This window comes from Pseudomonas sp. CCC3.1, from assembly GCF_034347405.1.
Taxonomy (GTDB): Bacteria; Pseudomonadota; Gammaproteobacteria; order Pseudomonadales; family Pseudomonadaceae; genus Aquipseudomonas.
The window spans coordinates 1,828,976-1,844,697 of sequence record NZ_CP133778.1 but is presented as its reverse complement, the minus strand read 5'-3'; the positions used below and the strand labels follow the sequence as shown (position 1 = coordinate 1,844,697).

The following is a 15,722-nucleotide window of genomic DNA, read 5'->3' as shown; positions in this document are numbered from 1 at the left end:
CTACTGCAATACGAAGTTAGTAAAGAGCGCTTGATCAATGACCACTTTGCCGAGTTCTTTTTGCGCGACTTCCTGCACGCTGGCAGTGGTTTTCTGACGCAACATTTCCTGGCCCACGGGGGTCGCCAGGCTGTCAAAGGTCTGTCCGGAAAAGAGCATGACCAGATTGTTGCGGATCACCGGCATATGCACCTTGAGTGCATTGAGGTCATTTTGATCACGCGCCTGCAAGGTGACACTCACCTGCAGATAGCGCTGGCGGCCGTTGTCATTGAAATTGACGACAAAGGCAGGAGGCAGCGGCTCGTAAATGGCGGCGGGCTTGGCGCTGGATTCAGCCACCGGCGGCGGCGCGCTTTTGTCGCCGCTCATGAAGTACCAGGTGGCCCCCACAGACACGCCGATGGCCAGCAGTACGCCCACGACGATCAGGATAATCAGCTTGAGTTTGCCTTTGTCGGCGGGATCTTTTACTGCGTCGCTCGTCGCCATGCCAATAATCCGTCACTTTGGGGTTTTCACAGGTGCATGACTAGGCAGAGCAAGTGTTATGCCATGTAGTGGCGAGCTTGCCTCACGATCTTGTAAAAGATCAAAAGATCGCGAGGCAAGCTCGCTCCTACAGGGGGGTGGCGTGCGGGGTCAGGCGTAGTAGTCCACGGCGCTGGAGCCCAGCACGATGCTTGGGGCTACAGGCTCAGGCACCGCGACAGAGACGTCCTCTTCACCACCACTTTGGAGCCGCTGGCCAGTGGAACGGCCTTGAGCGTGCTGCTCCTGGCCTTGGCCCTGCCAACTGCGCGATGGGTCCGACACGTTAACGTCGACCTGGTTCATGCCCTGCTGGGCCAGCATGTCACGCAGGCGGTGCATCTGGCTGTCCAGCGCTTCTCGCACGCCCGCGTGACCGCTTATGAAATTGACTTGCGCCGACTGGTCGGCCGCCATGTTGACCCGAATATCCAGCCGCCCCAGCTCTGCTGGCTCCAGTTGGATGTCGGCCGATTTGAGGTTGGCGCTGGACAGGTACATCACGCGATTGACCACTTCCTCGGTCCAGCCACTCTGGTGCATCGCCAACGGCTGGTTAACCGGCAACGCATTGGCCGTTTTTGGAACGGCGGCTTGAGTCAGAGCAGCCAGGCGATTGGCGAAGTCATCGACCCGAGTGTCGCTGGACGCGCTTTTCAGGTCTTTCAGCCCCTCGTCAACCAAGCCCTTGAACGCCTTCTCGCCGCCTTCACCACCGGTGGACCCATCGGCTTTCGGATCGATCAGCATGGCGATACCGCTCGGCTGACCTTGGGCCGTCGAGGTCGAATTATCTGACTGAACGTTCTTGGCCGCCGACTGACTGCTGGCAGACACATGACCACCCTGCTCCATCGCCAATCGCACCGCTGGCATGTCATCCAGCGGGTCTGCCTGCGGGTCAAAACTGTCATCCGCCTCTACGGCAGGCGATGGCTGGGTTTGCGCCGCGATGGCGGCGGCAGCCAATTGCGCAGACTGAATGTCAGGTTGTGCAGGCACCGTGGGCGGCGGGACTTCGGCAACAGGAGGTGCTGAGGGCGCTACTGCCGTGGACGCAGGCACATCGGCAGCCGATTGGGATTCGTCAGGCTTGAGCGGTTTGTCATGCGGATCGGTGTCTTTGCTCTTGCCAGCAGGCAAGTGTTTGCCGCTATCGGCAATGCCTGGAGGGCTTTGCTCGGCGCTGTCATTGACTGCTTCATGCTTGGCGCCAGCCTTGCGGCTCGTGTCAGCGGACGGGGCATCAGACGCTTTGGCATAGACCTTGGAAAAATGCTCAGCCCCTGACTTTGCAGGCCCGACGTCGGGCTGTGCAGCGTTGGCCACCGTTGCTTTGGACGCAGCAACAGCAGGTGTCTGGAGTAACGGATTGGCGGCGAGTGGCATTGGCAAAGTCTCCGCTGTACGGCTGGCATAGGTACAGATCAAAGAGACAGAGCAAGGTTCGGGCCAGCTTTAACGTCAGTTCCGCGGGACGTAACTGGAAACGATTACCCGCTGGCGCTCAGCACGATAAAGTTGGCGGACCATTTGATATTCATCATTAATTTCGCTGACCAGCTCTTTGATGTCCGCCAACTGCTTCTTTTGCGCACGTTCTTCGAGCTGACCGCACAACAACGCCAGGCGGGTGGCGCCCATGTTGCTGCTGCTGCCTTTGAAGCTGTGCGCAACCAGAGTCAGGTCGCGGACTTCCTGGACATTGTGCAATTGGTCGATACGTTCTTCGGAATCTGAGAGAAAGGTGTCCAGCAGGTCTGCAAACCCCCCTTCCATCACCTCGCGCAACGAACTGATGACTTGCTCATCCATATGAATATCAGACACTTGTTCACTCCTTGATCAAGAATGTGGCGGATTATGCCAGAGCCTCCCATGAAAACTCTACGGTCGACTTTCGACCCTCGTCGGACCAACGCGCTGCCGGGCACAGTTGGCGTACCAGATTTAGCCCGCGCCCCGACAAACGATCACGCTCAAGCGGCCTGGCCAGCATCTTGGCGACATCAAAGCCTTGGCCACTGTCTTCAACGTCAAGCGCCAGCCGCCCACCCCTCGGGCCTGGCATCACCTGCATCGAAACACGCACGAAACCACTTTGTAGCTTAGCCAAGCGCTGATTGCGCAATTGGTAATATCTTGTAAAACCTTCGGCGTCACGCTTGAGCTGAGAATCGAGCCCCAGTACGCCATGCTCCAGCGCATTACTGTACAGCTCGGACAAGACAGAATGAATCACCGCCCCTTGCGCACGCAGCCCGTGGACTTCCATCAGCAAGTGCAGCAAATAAGGCAGCGGATTGAATTGTTGCAGCGTTGAGGCACGAAACTCAAAACTGGCCGACCAGTCGAGCGGGCTGCATTGACCGCTGTCGGTGTAAAGCATGACCGGCATGCCCGGATGCTCCGGCAGTTGCGAGGTGATCTGCACCATGCTCACGTCATCGCGCGTGCAGCCCTGAAAATCACGCAGGGCTTGCTCTACCTCGTCGATCAAGTGCTGCGGCTCGCGATTGGCCTCCAGCACGCGCTGCAACCGTTCCACGCCAAACAACTGGTCATCCGGGCCGCTGGTCTCTGTGACCCCATCGGTGAGTAAAAACAATTGATCACCGGGGAGCATCGGCAAGACCTGCGTCGAATGGTCAAACGCCTTGGCCTTCAAGACCCCCAATGGCAAATGTTGCGAGGTCAGCGTGATGCGTTGCCCCGCAGCCCTTGCTTGCAGATAGCCATCGGGCATGCCGCCACTCCACACCTCGACGCTACGTCGCGCCGCACTGACGCACACCAGCGTGGCACAGCAGAACATGTCGACGGGCAGGATACGTTTGAGCTTGGCATTCATTTCACGCAGCATTTCGCCCAGGCCGTAGCCCTTGGCCGTCATGCTGTAGAACACTTCCGACAGCGGCATCGCACCAATGGCCGCCGGTAAACCATGGCCAGTGAAGTCGGCCAGCAGCACGTGGGTATCGCCCGACGGCGTGTAAGCGGCCAGCAGCAAGTCACCATTGAACAAGGCGTACGGCGACTGTCGATAACGGATATTGCCCGCACTCAGACAGCCCGAATGCGCGACCCGATCAAACACGGCCTTGGCCACTCGCTGTTCATTGAGCAGGTACTCATTGTGCCGGGCGATCAGATCACGCTGTTGCAGGACGGTTTCCTGCAAGCGGCGCAGACGGTCCATCACGGTGATTTTGGCTGCCAGCAGCAAAGGATTGTACGGCTTGATCAGCACGTCATCCCCGCCCGCCTCAAGCGTTCGGGTCAAGGCATCGGCATGGTTGAGTGAGGTCAGAAAGATAACCGGCACCAGCACCTCTCCAGCCAGTGCCTTGATCTGGCGCGTGGCTTCAAAGCCGTCCATCACGGGCATCAGGCCGTCCATCAGCACCAGATGCGGGCGCTGCTGGCGGAATACCTCCACCGCCTCGGCGCCATTACTGACCAACAAGACGTTATGGCCCTGGCGCTGCACGATACTGGCCAACAACAGCCTATCAGCGGCGCTGTCCTCGGCGATCAATATCGTCAGGCCATGCGCTTGCGGCAATGGGCTGCTCAATTAATGTCGAACAGCTTGTCGAAGTTGGAGATCGCCAGCACTTTGCGGACATCAGCGTTGCTGTTCACCACCCGCACATCCGAGTTATCGCCCCCTGCATGGTCACGCAGCAACAACAGCATGCCCAGCGCCGAACTGTCGAGGTAGGTGGCTTCTTTTAAATCCACGACAATCGAGTCGGGCTTTTTTTCGCTCTTTTCGTAAGCCTCACGAAATGCTTGATGCGTGCCAAAATCAAACCGGCCCTTGATGGCAATCGTCAGCTTTTTGCCATCGCCTGATACGTGCGAAGTCACTGCCATGTGGCTGCTCCTGTGTCCGATGTCGGTTGACCCACAACTATAGACGCTTTGCGCAAATGAGCTGGACCTGTAGGAGCGAGCTTGCCTCGCGATCTTGTAAACGATCAAAAGATCGCGAGACAAGCTCGCTCCTACAGGGGGAGGTCAATAAACCTGTTGGCGTGGCAGGCGCTGGGACAGTTCATCCATCAGTTTTTGTTCGCGCTTGTCTTCGAGCTGGCGTGCTTCGTCGGCGTAGCGCTGGACCAGCTTGCGCAGCCCTTCGACCCGGGCATAGGCCTGCTGCCAGGTCTCGCGGGCTTTGTTGAGGTTGTTTTCATGCCACTGCAAGCTCTGACGCTGCTGGCCAACCGCTGTTTCGAGCTGATTGAGGAAGTATTGGTAGTTACGCAGCCATTGACCGGTCACGCCCTGGCTGCCGCGCTCGACCCATTGCAACTGGTATTCGCCACGAAAGTTCTCAAGGTCGCCGAGTTTGCTGTTGGCCAGATTGACCTGCCCCTGAAAATGCCCCAGACGCTGGGCGGCGGCCTTCTCGGTTTTTTCGGCCATTTCGACCACCGGCGCCAGACGCGCCGCTCTTCCTCCGCTGGCCATAATCGCTTAACCCCCCGCGGCTGGAGCGAAGATTGTGCCCAGGTGGCCGCTGCTTTCGCCCAGGCTGATGTTGTCGTTCAGCCCTTGACGCAGGTACGCCACCATCGCGGGCTGCAAACTGATGGCCGTGTCGGTCTCGCGGTCGCCACCCGGCACGTAAGCACCCACGCTGATCAAGTCCCGCGCTTGCTGGAAGCGCGACCACAGCTGCTTGAATTGCTGCGCACGGCGCATGTGCTCGGCGCTGACCACCGAGGGCATGACCCGGCTGATGGACGCTTCAATGTCGATGGCCGGGTAATGGCCTTCTTCGGCCAAACGCCGCGACAGCACGATGTGGCCGTCGAGCACACCCCGCGCCGAGTCGGCAATCGGGTCTTGCTGGTCATCGCCTTCGGACAAAACGGTGTAAAACGCAGTAATCGAACCGCCACCGGCCTCCGCATTACCGGCCCGCTCAACCAGCTTGGGCAGCTTGGCGAACACGGACGGCGGATAGCCCTTGGTCGCGGGCGGCTCGCCAATGGCCAGGGCAATTTCTCGCTGGGCCTGGGCGAAACGGGTCAGGGAGTCCATCAGCAGCAGGACGTTTTTGCCCTTGTCGCGAAAGTACTCGGCAATCCGCGTGCAGTACATGGCCGCCCGCAGACGCATCAGCGGCGCGTCATCGGCAGGCGACGCGACCACCACCGAACGCTTGAGGCCTTCTGCTCCGAGAATATGCTCGATGAACTCCTTGACCTCACGGCCCCGCTCCCCGATCAGACCGACCACGATGATGTCGGCCTCGGTGAAGCGCGTCATCATGCCCAACAGCACGCTCTTGCCCACACCCGTACCGGCAAACAGGCCCAGACGCTGGCCGCGGCCAACCGTCAATAAACCGTTGATGCTGCGAATGCCCACGTCCAGCGGCACGCTGATAGGGTCACGCTTGAGCGGGTTGATGGTCGGGCCGTCCATCGGCACCCAGTCTTCGGCCTTCATCGGACCTTTGCCATCCAGCGCCCGGCCCGCGCCGTCGAGCACCCGACCGAGCATGCTCATGCCCATCGGCAAACGACCGGTATCCGCCAACGGCACCACCCGAGCACCCGGCGCGATGCCTGCCACGCTGCCCACTGGCATCAAGAAAATTTTGCTGCCGGAAAACCCCATGACTTCGGCTTCAACTTCGACCGGGTGAAAGCTGTCGTCGTTGATCACCAGGCAGCGACTGCCCATGGCGGCACGCAGGCCTTCGGCTTCGAGGGTCAGGCCGACCATGCGCAACAGGCGCCCTTCGACCACCGGTTGCGCGGGTAATGACACCGCCGGGGCGTAGCTGCCCAAGCGCTTGGCGAAGCTGGTGCGCTTAAGGCGCATCGGATTGGTCCAGATCGACGTCGATGTCTGGTGCCGCCGGGTGCAGCGATTGCTCGTGCAGCTGATCAAACAACTGACTCATCGACAGCTTGATCCGCGTTTCAATGCTGGCGTCGATGCGACTGTGCTCAGTCTCGATGCGGCAGCCTCCGGGTTGCAGGCTGTCGTCTTCGACAATCCGCCAGTGCTCGTCATGGCGCTCGCGCAGGGCTTTGATCTGGTCAAAGTCTTGCGGGTTGATAAACAGGCGAATGTTGTCAGCGCCCATCGGCAGCAGTTTCAAGCCGTCACGCAGCACCTGTTCGATATGGCTTGAATCGGTTTTCAGCTCGCGCTGAATCACCAACCGGGTCATGTGTTCGACCAACCCGACCATGGCTTTTTCAAGTTGCTGGTCTTGTTCGGCCAACGGCGCCAGCAAACTGCTCATCAGGCGCTCAAGACTGCCGACTTTGGCACTCAAGGCCACTTCCGCTTCTTGGCGCACCTTGAGCTGGGTGCTGTGAAAGCCTTCTTTTTCGCCCGTGGCAAAGCCTTCGTTCCAGGCTTCCTGGCGGATGCTTTCGAGTTCTTCGAGGGTCAGCGGCTGCACTTCGTCGAGCGGCACTTCTTCGCTGTCGACAGGGAGTTCTTCAACCGGCTCGGGCTCCGGCTCTTCGTCCGGCTCTTGGTAAGGGTCAAAACTGGGCAGCCCCCATACATCGAAAGCCCCGACATCCTTGGCGCGAATTACATCTCCGGGCGACTCACCATTGCTCACTTAGATCATCTCTTCGCCGCCCTTCCCGCCGAGAACGATTTCTCCGGCTTCGGCCATACGGCGGGCAATGGTGAGGATTTCTTTCTGCGCCGTTTCGACATCGCTGACGCGCACCGGGCCTTTGGCTTCGAGGTCGTCGCGCAACAGTTCGGCGGCGCGCTTGGACATGTTCTTGAAAATCTTTTCCTGAACGTTGTCGTCGGAGCCCTTGAGCGCCAGCACCAGCACGTCCGAAGACACTTCGCGCAACAACGCCTGAATGCCCCGGTCGTCGACATCCGCCAGGTTGTTGAAGACGAACATCAGGTCTTCGATCTGGCCGGACAGGTCTTCGTCGATGTCGCGGATCGAGTCCATCAGTTGCGCTTCCATCGAGCTGTCGAGGAAGTTCATGATGTCGGCCGCACGCTTGATGCCGCCCAGCGAGGTGCGGGCAGCGTTGGAGTTGCCGGAGAACTGTTTTTCGAGAATCTGGTTCAGTTCTTTCAACGCCGCCGGTTGCACGGTGTTGAGCGAGGACACGCGCAGGATGATGTCCAGACGCGCCTTTTGGTCGAAGTGACCGAGCACTTCGCCCGCCTGATCGGGGTCGAGGTAAGCCACAACAATGGCCTGAATCTGTGGGTGTTCGAAGCGAATCACGTCGGCCACTGCACGCGGCTCCATCCACTTCAGGCTGTCGAGGCCGCTGGTGTTGCCACCCAGCAGAATGCGGTCGATCAGGCCATTGGCCTTGTCTTCGCCCAGCGCCGAGGTGAGCATTTTGCGAATGTAGCTGTCGGAACCGACGCCCAGGCTGGTCTGGTCGCCGACGATTTCGACGAACTCACTCATCACCTGTTCGACCTGCTCGCGATGCACATTGCGCATCTGCGCCATCGCCACGCCTACGCGCTGTACTTCTTTGGGCCCCATGTGCCGCAGCACTTGGGCGGCATCGGTTTCGCCAAGCGACAGCAGCAAGATCGCCGCTTTGTCGACCCGGGTCAGCTTGGCGTTGGCGGCAGCTCGGTTATCACTCATCAGCGTTGATCCATTCTTTGACAACCTGGGCCACGCGGCCCGGGTCTTCGGCTACCAGACTCTTGATCGCGTTCAATTGGGCGTCATAGCCCTCGCTAGGGCTTGGCAACATGATGCTTTGCGGGCCGCCCAGGCTGACGCGGTCATTGGCCAACTCGCCGTCCAGTCCACCCATGCCGCCCATCTCAGCGTCGCTGCCAATACCGGCTACGCCTTTGCGACCATGACCGGTGATGTTGTTGAGCACCGGGCGCAGCACGCCGAACACCAGCACCAGAATAAACAGCACCCCCAGCACTTGTTTGACCACATCCCAGAACCACGGCTGCGAGTAGAACGGGATGTCGGCAATCACTTCGCCACGTTCGGTCGAGAACGGCACGTTGATCACGCTCACGCTGTCACCACGGCTGGCATCGAAGCCGACCGCGTCCTGGACCAGCCGGGTGAAGCGCGCCAGTTGATCGGTGCTCCACGGCGCACGGGTCACTTCGCCGTTGGCCGGGTTGACGTTGACCTGATCGTCGATCACCACGGCCACCGACAAGCGATTGACCCTGCCCTGTTGCTGCTTGGTGTGACTGATGGAGCGATCGAGTTCAAAGTTGCGGGTCGACTGTGAGCGCTTGTCTGCCGGGTACGGCGCCAGCATTGGCTGGCCAGTGGCCGGGTCCATGATTTGCTGGCCGTTGGCATCCAGCAATGGCTGCCCTGGCTGGATCATGCCTGCACCGCCCGCCCCGGCCTGACCGGTTTGCTGCGGCGCTGTTGCCGGGCTCGGCGGCTGGTTGCTCAACGCACCCGGAACACCTTGCGGGCCATTGCTGGCCGTGCGCTGCTCGCTGGTCGACTGCTCGCTGCGCAAGGCCGGTTGATCGGGGTTGAACTGTTCGGAAGTGGACTCGACGGCGCTGAAATCGACGTCCGCCGACACTTCGGCCTTGTAGCGATCATTGCCCAGCACCGGTTGCAGAATGTTGTGCACACGCTGGGTGAGCAGGCCTTCCATGCGGCGACTGTAGTCAAATTGCTTGCCAGCCATGGTCAGCTCGGAGTTTTCCGCCTGATCCGACAGCAAGTTACCTTTTTGGTCGACCACGGTGATCTGGGACTTGTTCAGCTCGGGCACGCTGGTGGCCACCAGGTTGATGATCGCCAGCACCTGGCCTGGTTCCAGCGAACGCCCGGCATACAGCTCCACCAGCACCGAAGCGCTGGGTTTGCGCTCATCGCGCACGAACACCGAGCTTTTAGGAATCGCCAGATGCACACGGGCACCCTTGACGTTGTTCAGGCTGGAAATGGTCCGCGCCAACTCGCCTTCGAGACCGCGGCGATAACGCGTGGCTTCCATGAACTGACTGGTGCCCAGACCCTGATCCTTGTCGAGGATCTCAAAACCGATATTGCTGTCTGTGGGGCTAACGCCCGCGGCGGCGAGCTTGAGTCGCGCACGTGAGACGTCATCGGCCTTGACCAGCAAGGCACCGGAATTGGGCTCAACGGTGTAGGCAATATCAGCGGCGGCCAGGGTTTCCATGACCTGCTTGGCATCCATACCGGCCAGGCTGCCATACAGCGGCCGGTAATCGGGTTGTTGCGACCACAACACCACGGCAAAACCAATCGCCACGCTCGCTGCCAGGCCGACCATGAGGCCGACCTGACGCAACATGGTCATCTCGGCCAGGTTGTCCAGAAAGGACAAGCCGAACAGCGGACCTTTGCCGCCACCCAAGCCTGCCTTGGCCGGAACGTTCTCTGGGAGTGCATCTGCCATGACTTGATAGCGTCCTTAAACCGGCATCTGCATGATGTCTTGGTAGGCTTGAACCAGCTTGTTACGAACTTGAGTCAATGCTTGAAAGGAAACACTGGCCTTTTGCGATGCAATCATCACGTCAGTCAGGTCTACACCGGTTTTACCGATTTCGAACGCGTTGGACAGCTGTGACGACGCCTGCTGCGTGTCGCTGACCTTGTTGATCGCGTTGCCGAGCATGTCGGAAAAGCTCGGCGCACCCGCTTCAGGCGCGGCCTGCACAGTCGATTTCGATTGCGCCATGGCGTCCATTTGCATGGCCCGCATATCCAGCATCAATCGATTGAATTCAATACCTTGGCTCATGGACAACTGCCTCCGACGACCCGCATTTTTTTGACACTTTCAAAGCGCTTACCGAGATGTAGCAACAAGGGTGCCAGCTCTTTGTCGTTTTCGCACAATTAACGTTACAAATCGTCGCAGGCGCGGGCTTCAGGTGGCAGCAAACAAGTAAGCCTCGACATCCATCCCGGCATCGCGCATTTGCGCCAGCTTGTAACGCAAGGTGCGCGGGCTGATGCCCAGGCGTTCGGCGGCTTCTTTGCGCCGCCCACGCTCAGCACGCAAGGTGTCGATGATCATTTCAAACTCGCGACGGCGCAGGTCATCACCCAAGGCTCCGGCCGATTCGGCAGGTGCCGCTGCACTCGCTGGAGCCATCACCGGCAAAGGCGCACACGCTACCGGCCCGGCGAGGCAAAAGTCTGCCGCCTCAATCAACCCGCCCTGTTGCAGGATGAGGGCCCGTTGAATGGCGTTATCCAGCTCTCGCACGTTGCCCGGCCACGGGTAGCCGATGAGGCATGCCTGGGCCTGCGCCGAAAAACGCACCGGCGCGTGTTTCATTTTGCTGATGTGCTTAGCCAGCAGCCGCTCGGCCAGCGGCAGAATGTCGGCGGTACGCTCGCGCAACGGACTCCAGGCCAGCGGGAACACCGAAAGCCGGTAGTACAAGTCTTCACGGAAGCGCCCCGCCGCCACTTCGCCCGCCAGGTCGCGGTTAGTGGTGGCGACCACGCGAATATCCAGAGCAATCGGCTTGCGCCCGCCCACACGCTCCACTTCGCGCTCTTGCAGCACCCGCAGCAGTTTGGCTTGCAAGCCCAACGGCATTTCCGAGATTTCATCGAGTAACAACGTGCCGCCATCCGCTTGCTCAAACTTGCCTGCCTGCGCCGCAATCGCGCCGGTAAACGAGCCTTTCTCATGACCAAACAAGGTAGCTTCAAGCATGTTGTCCGGGATCGCCGCACAGTTGATCGCTACAAACGGCTGAGTAACGCGCTGGGAATGCTGGTGAATGTACCGCGCCAGCACTTCCTTGCCGGTGCCTGACTCGCCGGAAATCAACACCGTCGAATCGCTGCGTGCCACCCGCGCTGCCAGCGTCAGCAGTTGTGCGCTGGCCGGTTCGACCGCCACCGGGCCTTCAGCATCGGCCGCACCCAGGCTGCCCAAGGCATGACGGGCCACCAGATCGAGCAAGGCTTTGGGCTCGAAGGGCTTGACCAGATAATCCGCCGCGCCTTGGCGCATGGCGTCTACTGCACGCTCCACCGCGCCGTGAGCCGTCATCAGCAACACCGGCAATTGCGGGTGGCTGGCACGCAGGCGGCTGAGCAGTTGATGGCCATCCATGCCCGGCATGTTGACGTCACTGACCACCAGACTGAACGACTCGCCCGCCACGGCCAGCAGCGCGTCCTCGCCGGAGCCGACCGCCTTGAAGTCGTGCCCGGCGAGCAGCAACGTGTCAGCCAACGCTTCGCGCAGGGCGTGGTCATCTTCGACCAGCAATACCTTGAGGTGCATCGCCATCAGTTGGCCTCCCCGGCGCCAGGAATCAACGGCAGGCTGAGCAAGGCGCAGGTGCCGCGCCCCAGCCGCGAGCGTAATGACAAGTCGCCCTGGTGCGCGCGCACCACGGCCGTGACCACTGCCAGCCCGAGCCCGGTGCCAGTGGCCTTGGTGGTAAAGAACGGTTCGCCCAGACGCTCCAGCACCTTGGGTTCGATGCCGCTGCCGCTGTCGCTCACGCACAGCCGCAAGGTGTTGTCGCGGCTGTAGACGTGGACTTTTAGCCGCACAGCGCCCGCTTGCAGGGCATTTTCAATCAGGTTGAGCAACGCGCCGACCAAGGTGTCGCGGTTGCACAGCACCAGGCCAGCATGCAGGTCGCACTGCCAACGCATTGACACCCCCTGAACATGAGTCTGCGCCGCCGCTTGCAGCGCCTGCATCAAGGCTTTCGGGGAGACCCGATCTGCCAGCGGCAGCTCGCCACGGGCAAACACCAGCATGTCGCGCACCTGGTGCTCCAGTTCGTGCAGGCGCTCCTTCAGGCGTCCGGCAAAGCGCTGCTGGGTCTCGACAGGCAATGCCTGCTCGGTCAAGTGGCTGGCGTAGATCAACGCGGCAGACAAGGGCGTGCGGATCTGATGCGCCAGAGAAGTGACCATCCGCCCCAGAGACGACAAGCGCTCATGCCGGGCGAGCTGGTCTTGCAGGCGCCGGGTTTCTGTCAGGTCATTGAGCAACACCAACTGCCCCGGTTCCGGGTCCAGCGAACGGGTCGCAATCGACAATCGACGTCCGTCTTTGAGCGACACTTCGTGACCATCGTCTTCACGCGGGGCGAAGCAGCGAGCAATCACATGGCGCCACAATTCGCCTTCCAGCGGCAGGCCCAACAGCTCGCACGCCGCCGGGTTGGCCTCGCGCACCCGACCATTGCCATCAATCACGATGACCCCGCCAGGCAAAAGATCGAGCAGATGTTGCAGACGATTAGCCAGGCGTTCATTTTCGGCCAGCTCAGCCATGCGCTGCTCACCGGCCAACGCCAGCTCGCCTTTAAGCTCGGTCACCCGGGCTTCAAGCACGCTGTAGGAGTCGGTTAACTGGGTCGACATTTGATTGAACAACAAGAACGCCTGCTCAAGCTGCGCCGCGGTAGCGGGCGTCGTTGCTAGAGACATGGCAGACCCGGCGAGATCAGGGACCGAGGACTGTTGGGCGGCATGAGGCATGGCGTGTTCTCGCTTGGCTGACCGTCATAAAACGGTTCGTTAGCCCAAGCAAAGCAATACCCGTGCCCGAAAGAAAACGATTAGCCGCGAGAGTTGCCACAGGCTGCGATCTTTTGATCTGTATCAACAGATCGTAGCCTTCAAAACCTCGTAGCAATTGCCGAGCTTTGCGAGGCTACGTCCGGCTGCGCAGCAGTCGTAGACAGGCCATCGCAGACCTTCAGTTAAATCGGAGTCTCAGAATTTACGATCGCTGCGCAATCGGACGTTGCCTCGCAAAGCTCGGCAACTGCTACGGACCGTCGAGCGCGTCAATCCTCTGTCTGTTCTTCGCCTTCGCGACGGCTCATGCCGTATTTGCGCATTTTTTCAACCAGGGTGGTGCGGCGAATCCGCAGGCGTTCGGCAGCGCGGGCCACGATGCCGTTGGCGTCGTCCAGCGCTTGCTGGATCAAGCCTTGCTCCAGCCCGCCAAGGTAGTCTTTGAGGTCCAGGCCTTCAGGTGGCAGCATCGCCGTGGCGCTGAAGTCCGGGGCGCTGTTGTTGATGGCCACGCGCTCTTCCATGTCGCTGCGCAAGCTGTCGACCAACTGCTCGTCTTCATCGTCCACGTAACGGAATTTCTTCGGCAGCTCTGCGACGCCAATCACCCCGTACGGGTGCATGATCGCCATGCGCTCGACCAGGTTGGCCAGCTCACGAACGTTGCCCGGCCATGCATGACGGCACAAGGACATGATGGCGCCGGAATTGAAGCGGATCGAACCGCGCTTTTCGTGCTCCATGCGCGAAATCAGCTCGTTCATCAGCAGCGGAATGTCTTCCACCCGCTCACGCAACGGCGCCATTTCAATCGGGAACACGTTGAGGCGGTAGTACAAATCTTCGCGGAAAGCGCCGATTTCAATCATGCTTTCGAGGTTTTTGTGCGTCGCGGCAATGATCCGCACATCAGCGCTTTGGGTCTTGTTGCTGCCCACGCGCTCAAAGGTACGCTCCTGCAAGACGCGCAGCAGTTTGACCTGCATCGGCAGCGGCATGTCGCCAATTTCATCGAGGAACAGCGTGCCGCCATTGGCCAGTTCAAAACGCCCGGCGCGGCTGGTGATTGCGCCGGTGAAGGCGCCCTTTTCGTGACCGAACAACTCACTTTCGAGCAGTTCAGCGGGAATCGCCCCGCAATTGACCGGCACAAATGGCGCGTCGCGGCGCTTGGAGTGGTAGTGCAGGTTACGCGCGACCACTTCCTTGCCCGTCCCGGACTCACCGAGAATCAACACACTGGCGTCGGTATCGGCCACTTGCTGCATCATCTGACGCACGTGCTGAATCGCCCGGCTGGTGCCGACCAAGCTGCGAAACAAATTGGGTTCACGATGACGACCGCGCTCACGGGCCTGATCGTACATCTCACGATAGACCTGGGCACGGTGCAGGGAATCAAGCAATTTGCTGTAGCTGGGAGGCATTTCGAGGCTGGACAACACCCGGCGCCGCTGGTCGTCTGGCAGATCGGCCGAAGAAATATCGCCCAACAGCATAATGGGCAGGAACTCATCCCAGGTTGCCAGTGTCTTAAGCAGCGCTGAGAGACCACCCACGGCACTCACCGTGCCGATAAGCACACAGAGCACTTCACGGCTGGAAGCCAAAGCACTGACCGCCTGCTCCCACTCGTGACTGGGGCTGGTTAAATTCTCTTCGCCGAGAAAACTTAAAATCACCGCCAAATCGCGGCGGCGGACGCTATCGTCATCAATCAGCAGAATTTTGGTTTCACGCCACATGCAATAGCAACTTCCCTAGTCAACTCAGTGCCCGGATAGTTTGGGCACGCTAGTCGCCCTAACCCTGTTGGATCTTTAAGACGACTGAAATCAGAATACGCACTAGTTAAGTCAAAAAAACATACACAGTCAAATTTATGGCGCTGCCAAAGGGATTAACCCCATACTTCTTATGCCTTAACCGAATAGATGGTAAACCTTTGAGGCATTTTTTGCTTGGTTGATCTGCGCCATTTGCTCGACCACCAGTTGCCGCTCATCTGTCGCGGCTTCCAGCAGCATGCGATACACCACCAACAAGCCCTCCAGATTCTCCCGCAGCACCGCCTCGTCCAGCGGCGTTTCGTCCAGCACCGTCTCGACACACTCACGGCACGCTGAATCCAGCTCGCCAATGGCGTCCCAATTACGCGCAGCCAACGCGTCAATCAGCGCGTCACGGGTTTCTTGAATTCGTTGCAATTGGCTCATGACGCACTCCTCAGGCCATTACGTTTATTGTGGCGCGATCTCGTCCCAACCACTTTTCACAGTGATCAACAGGCGCGCGACTTCGTCGATGATTTCAGGGTCGTTCTTGGAATTAGCCTGCGCCAGACGCACCGTCATGTATTCGTACAGGCTGTCCAGTTGCTGCAATGCAGCCTTGTCGTCGGTCTTTTCTTCATCCAGGCCTTGGCGCAGGCCGGTGATGATGTCGATCGCCTTGGTCAGCAACATGGCCTTCTGCGGCACATCGCCACGGCTCATCGCGCCTTTGGCTTGCGCCATACGCTCCAGCCCGCCTTCCATCAGCATCTGAATCAGACGATGTGGGCTGGCTTCGGAAATTTGAGCGTGGGAATTGACCTTCTGATACTGACGAAGGGCGCGCATCGGGTTCATGTTCTTACCTCGTAACAAATTGTCTGGGACTTAACCCTTAT

Annotated in this window: 16 protein-coding genes; all 16 read right to left on the bottom strand. The window is 59.7% G+C overall.

From position 1 onward, the window contains the following. The 16 genes from fliL to fliS all read right to left on the bottom strand — a co-directional run bounded on the left by fliL (position 1) and on the right by fliS (position 15,681). A complete protein-coding gene (gene fliL, locus RHM56_RS08320) occupies positions 1 to 492 on the bottom strand; it encodes a flagellar basal body-associated protein FliL (RefSeq protein ID WP_322240364.1) in 492 nt (163 codons plus the stop codon). A gap of 150 nt (positions 493 to 642) precedes the next feature. Continuing rightward, positions 643 to 1,920 carry a flagellar hook-length control protein FliK gene (locus RHM56_RS08315; RefSeq protein WP_322240362.1) on the bottom strand — a complete coding sequence of 426 codons (1,278 nt, stop codon included), beginning with the start codon at positions 1,918 to 1,920 and terminating at the stop codon, positions 643 to 645. A gap of 75 nt (positions 1,921 to 1,995) precedes the next feature. Then, on the bottom strand, positions 1,996 to 2,361 hold the full coding sequence (locus RHM56_RS08310; protein WP_322240359.1) for an Hpt domain-containing protein: 366 nt from the start codon (positions 2,359 to 2,361) through the stop codon (positions 1,996 to 1,998). A 31-nt stretch (positions 2,362 to 2,392) separates the two neighbouring features. Further along, on the bottom strand, positions 2,393 to 4,108 hold the full coding sequence (locus RHM56_RS08305) for a fused response regulator/phosphatase (RefSeq protein ID WP_322240357.1): 1,716 nt from the start codon (positions 4,106 to 4,108) through the stop codon (positions 2,393 to 2,395). Then, positions 4,105 to 4,410 carry an STAS domain-containing protein gene (locus RHM56_RS08300; RefSeq protein ID WP_322240355.1) on the bottom strand — a complete coding sequence of 102 codons (306 nt, stop codon included), beginning with the start codon at positions 4,408 to 4,410 and terminating at the stop codon, positions 4,105 to 4,107. The genes RHM56_RS08305 and RHM56_RS08300 overlap by 4 nt, the downstream gene beginning before the upstream one ends. Positions 4,411 to 4,554: 144 nt before the next feature. After that, positions 4,555 to 5,007 (bottom strand): flagellar export protein FliJ, encoded by a 453-nt coding sequence (gene fliJ, locus RHM56_RS08295; protein ID WP_322240351.1) that lies wholly within the window; start codon positions 5,005 to 5,007, stop codon positions 4,555 to 4,557. 6 nt (positions 5,008 to 5,013) lie between these two features. After that, on the bottom strand, positions 5,014 to 6,372 hold the full coding sequence (gene fliI / locus RHM56_RS08290; protein ID WP_322240348.1) for a flagellar protein export ATPase FliI: 1,359 nt from the start codon (positions 6,370 to 6,372) through the stop codon (positions 5,014 to 5,016). Next, a complete protein-coding gene (gene fliH / locus RHM56_RS08285) occupies positions 6,362 to 7,132 on the bottom strand; it encodes a flagellar assembly protein FliH (protein WP_322240346.1) in 771 nt (256 codons plus the stop codon). Before fliH ends, fliI begins: the two co-directional genes overlap by 11 nt. Further along, positions 7,133 to 8,155, bottom strand: a complete 1,023-nt coding sequence (gene fliG / locus RHM56_RS08280) for a flagellar motor switch protein FliG (RefSeq protein WP_322240342.1) — start codon at positions 8,153 to 8,155, stop codon at positions 7,133 to 7,135. Further along, on the bottom strand, positions 8,148 to 9,935 hold the full coding sequence (gene fliF / locus RHM56_RS08275) for a flagellar basal-body MS-ring/collar protein FliF (RefSeq protein WP_322240340.1): 1,788 nt from the start codon (positions 9,933 to 9,935) through the stop codon (positions 8,148 to 8,150). Before fliF ends, fliG begins: the two co-directional genes overlap by 8 nt. A 15-nt stretch (positions 9,936 to 9,950) precedes the next feature. Beyond that, entirely contained in the window at positions 9,951 to 10,283 is a 333-nt protein-coding gene (gene fliE / locus RHM56_RS08270; protein WP_322240338.1) for a flagellar hook-basal body complex protein FliE, read from the bottom strand. Between the two features lie 129 nt (positions 10,284 to 10,412). Further along, positions 10,413 to 11,792 carry a sigma-54 dependent transcriptional regulator gene (locus RHM56_RS08265; protein ID WP_322241730.1) on the bottom strand — a complete coding sequence of 460 codons (1,380 nt, stop codon included), beginning with the start codon at positions 11,790 to 11,792 and terminating at the stop codon, positions 10,413 to 10,415. A gap of 5 nt (positions 11,793 to 11,797) precedes the next feature. Next, a complete protein-coding gene (locus tag RHM56_RS08260) occupies positions 11,798 to 12,958 on the bottom strand; it encodes a sensor histidine kinase (protein WP_322240336.1) in 1,161 nt (386 codons plus the stop codon). A gap of 362 nt (positions 12,959 to 13,320) precedes the next feature. Further along, the gene (locus RHM56_RS08255) at positions 13,321 to 14,796 is read right to left on the bottom strand and encodes a sigma-54 dependent transcriptional regulator (protein WP_322240334.1); all 1,476 of its coding nucleotides are present in this window, start codon (positions 14,794 to 14,796) and stop codon (positions 13,321 to 13,323) included. Positions 14,797 to 14,973: 177 nt separating this feature from the next. Then, positions 14,974 to 15,267 carry a hypothetical protein gene (locus RHM56_RS08250; RefSeq protein WP_019409941.1) on the bottom strand — a complete coding sequence of 98 codons (294 nt, stop codon included), beginning with the start codon at positions 15,265 to 15,267 and terminating at the stop codon, positions 14,974 to 14,976. A gap of 24 nt (positions 15,268 to 15,291) precedes the next feature. Further along, positions 15,292 to 15,681, bottom strand: coding sequence for a flagellar export chaperone FliS (gene fliS / locus RHM56_RS08245; RefSeq protein WP_322240331.1), 390 nt, complete (start codon positions 15,679 to 15,681; stop codon positions 15,292 to 15,294). Positions 15,682 to 15,722: the final 41 nt, after the last annotated feature.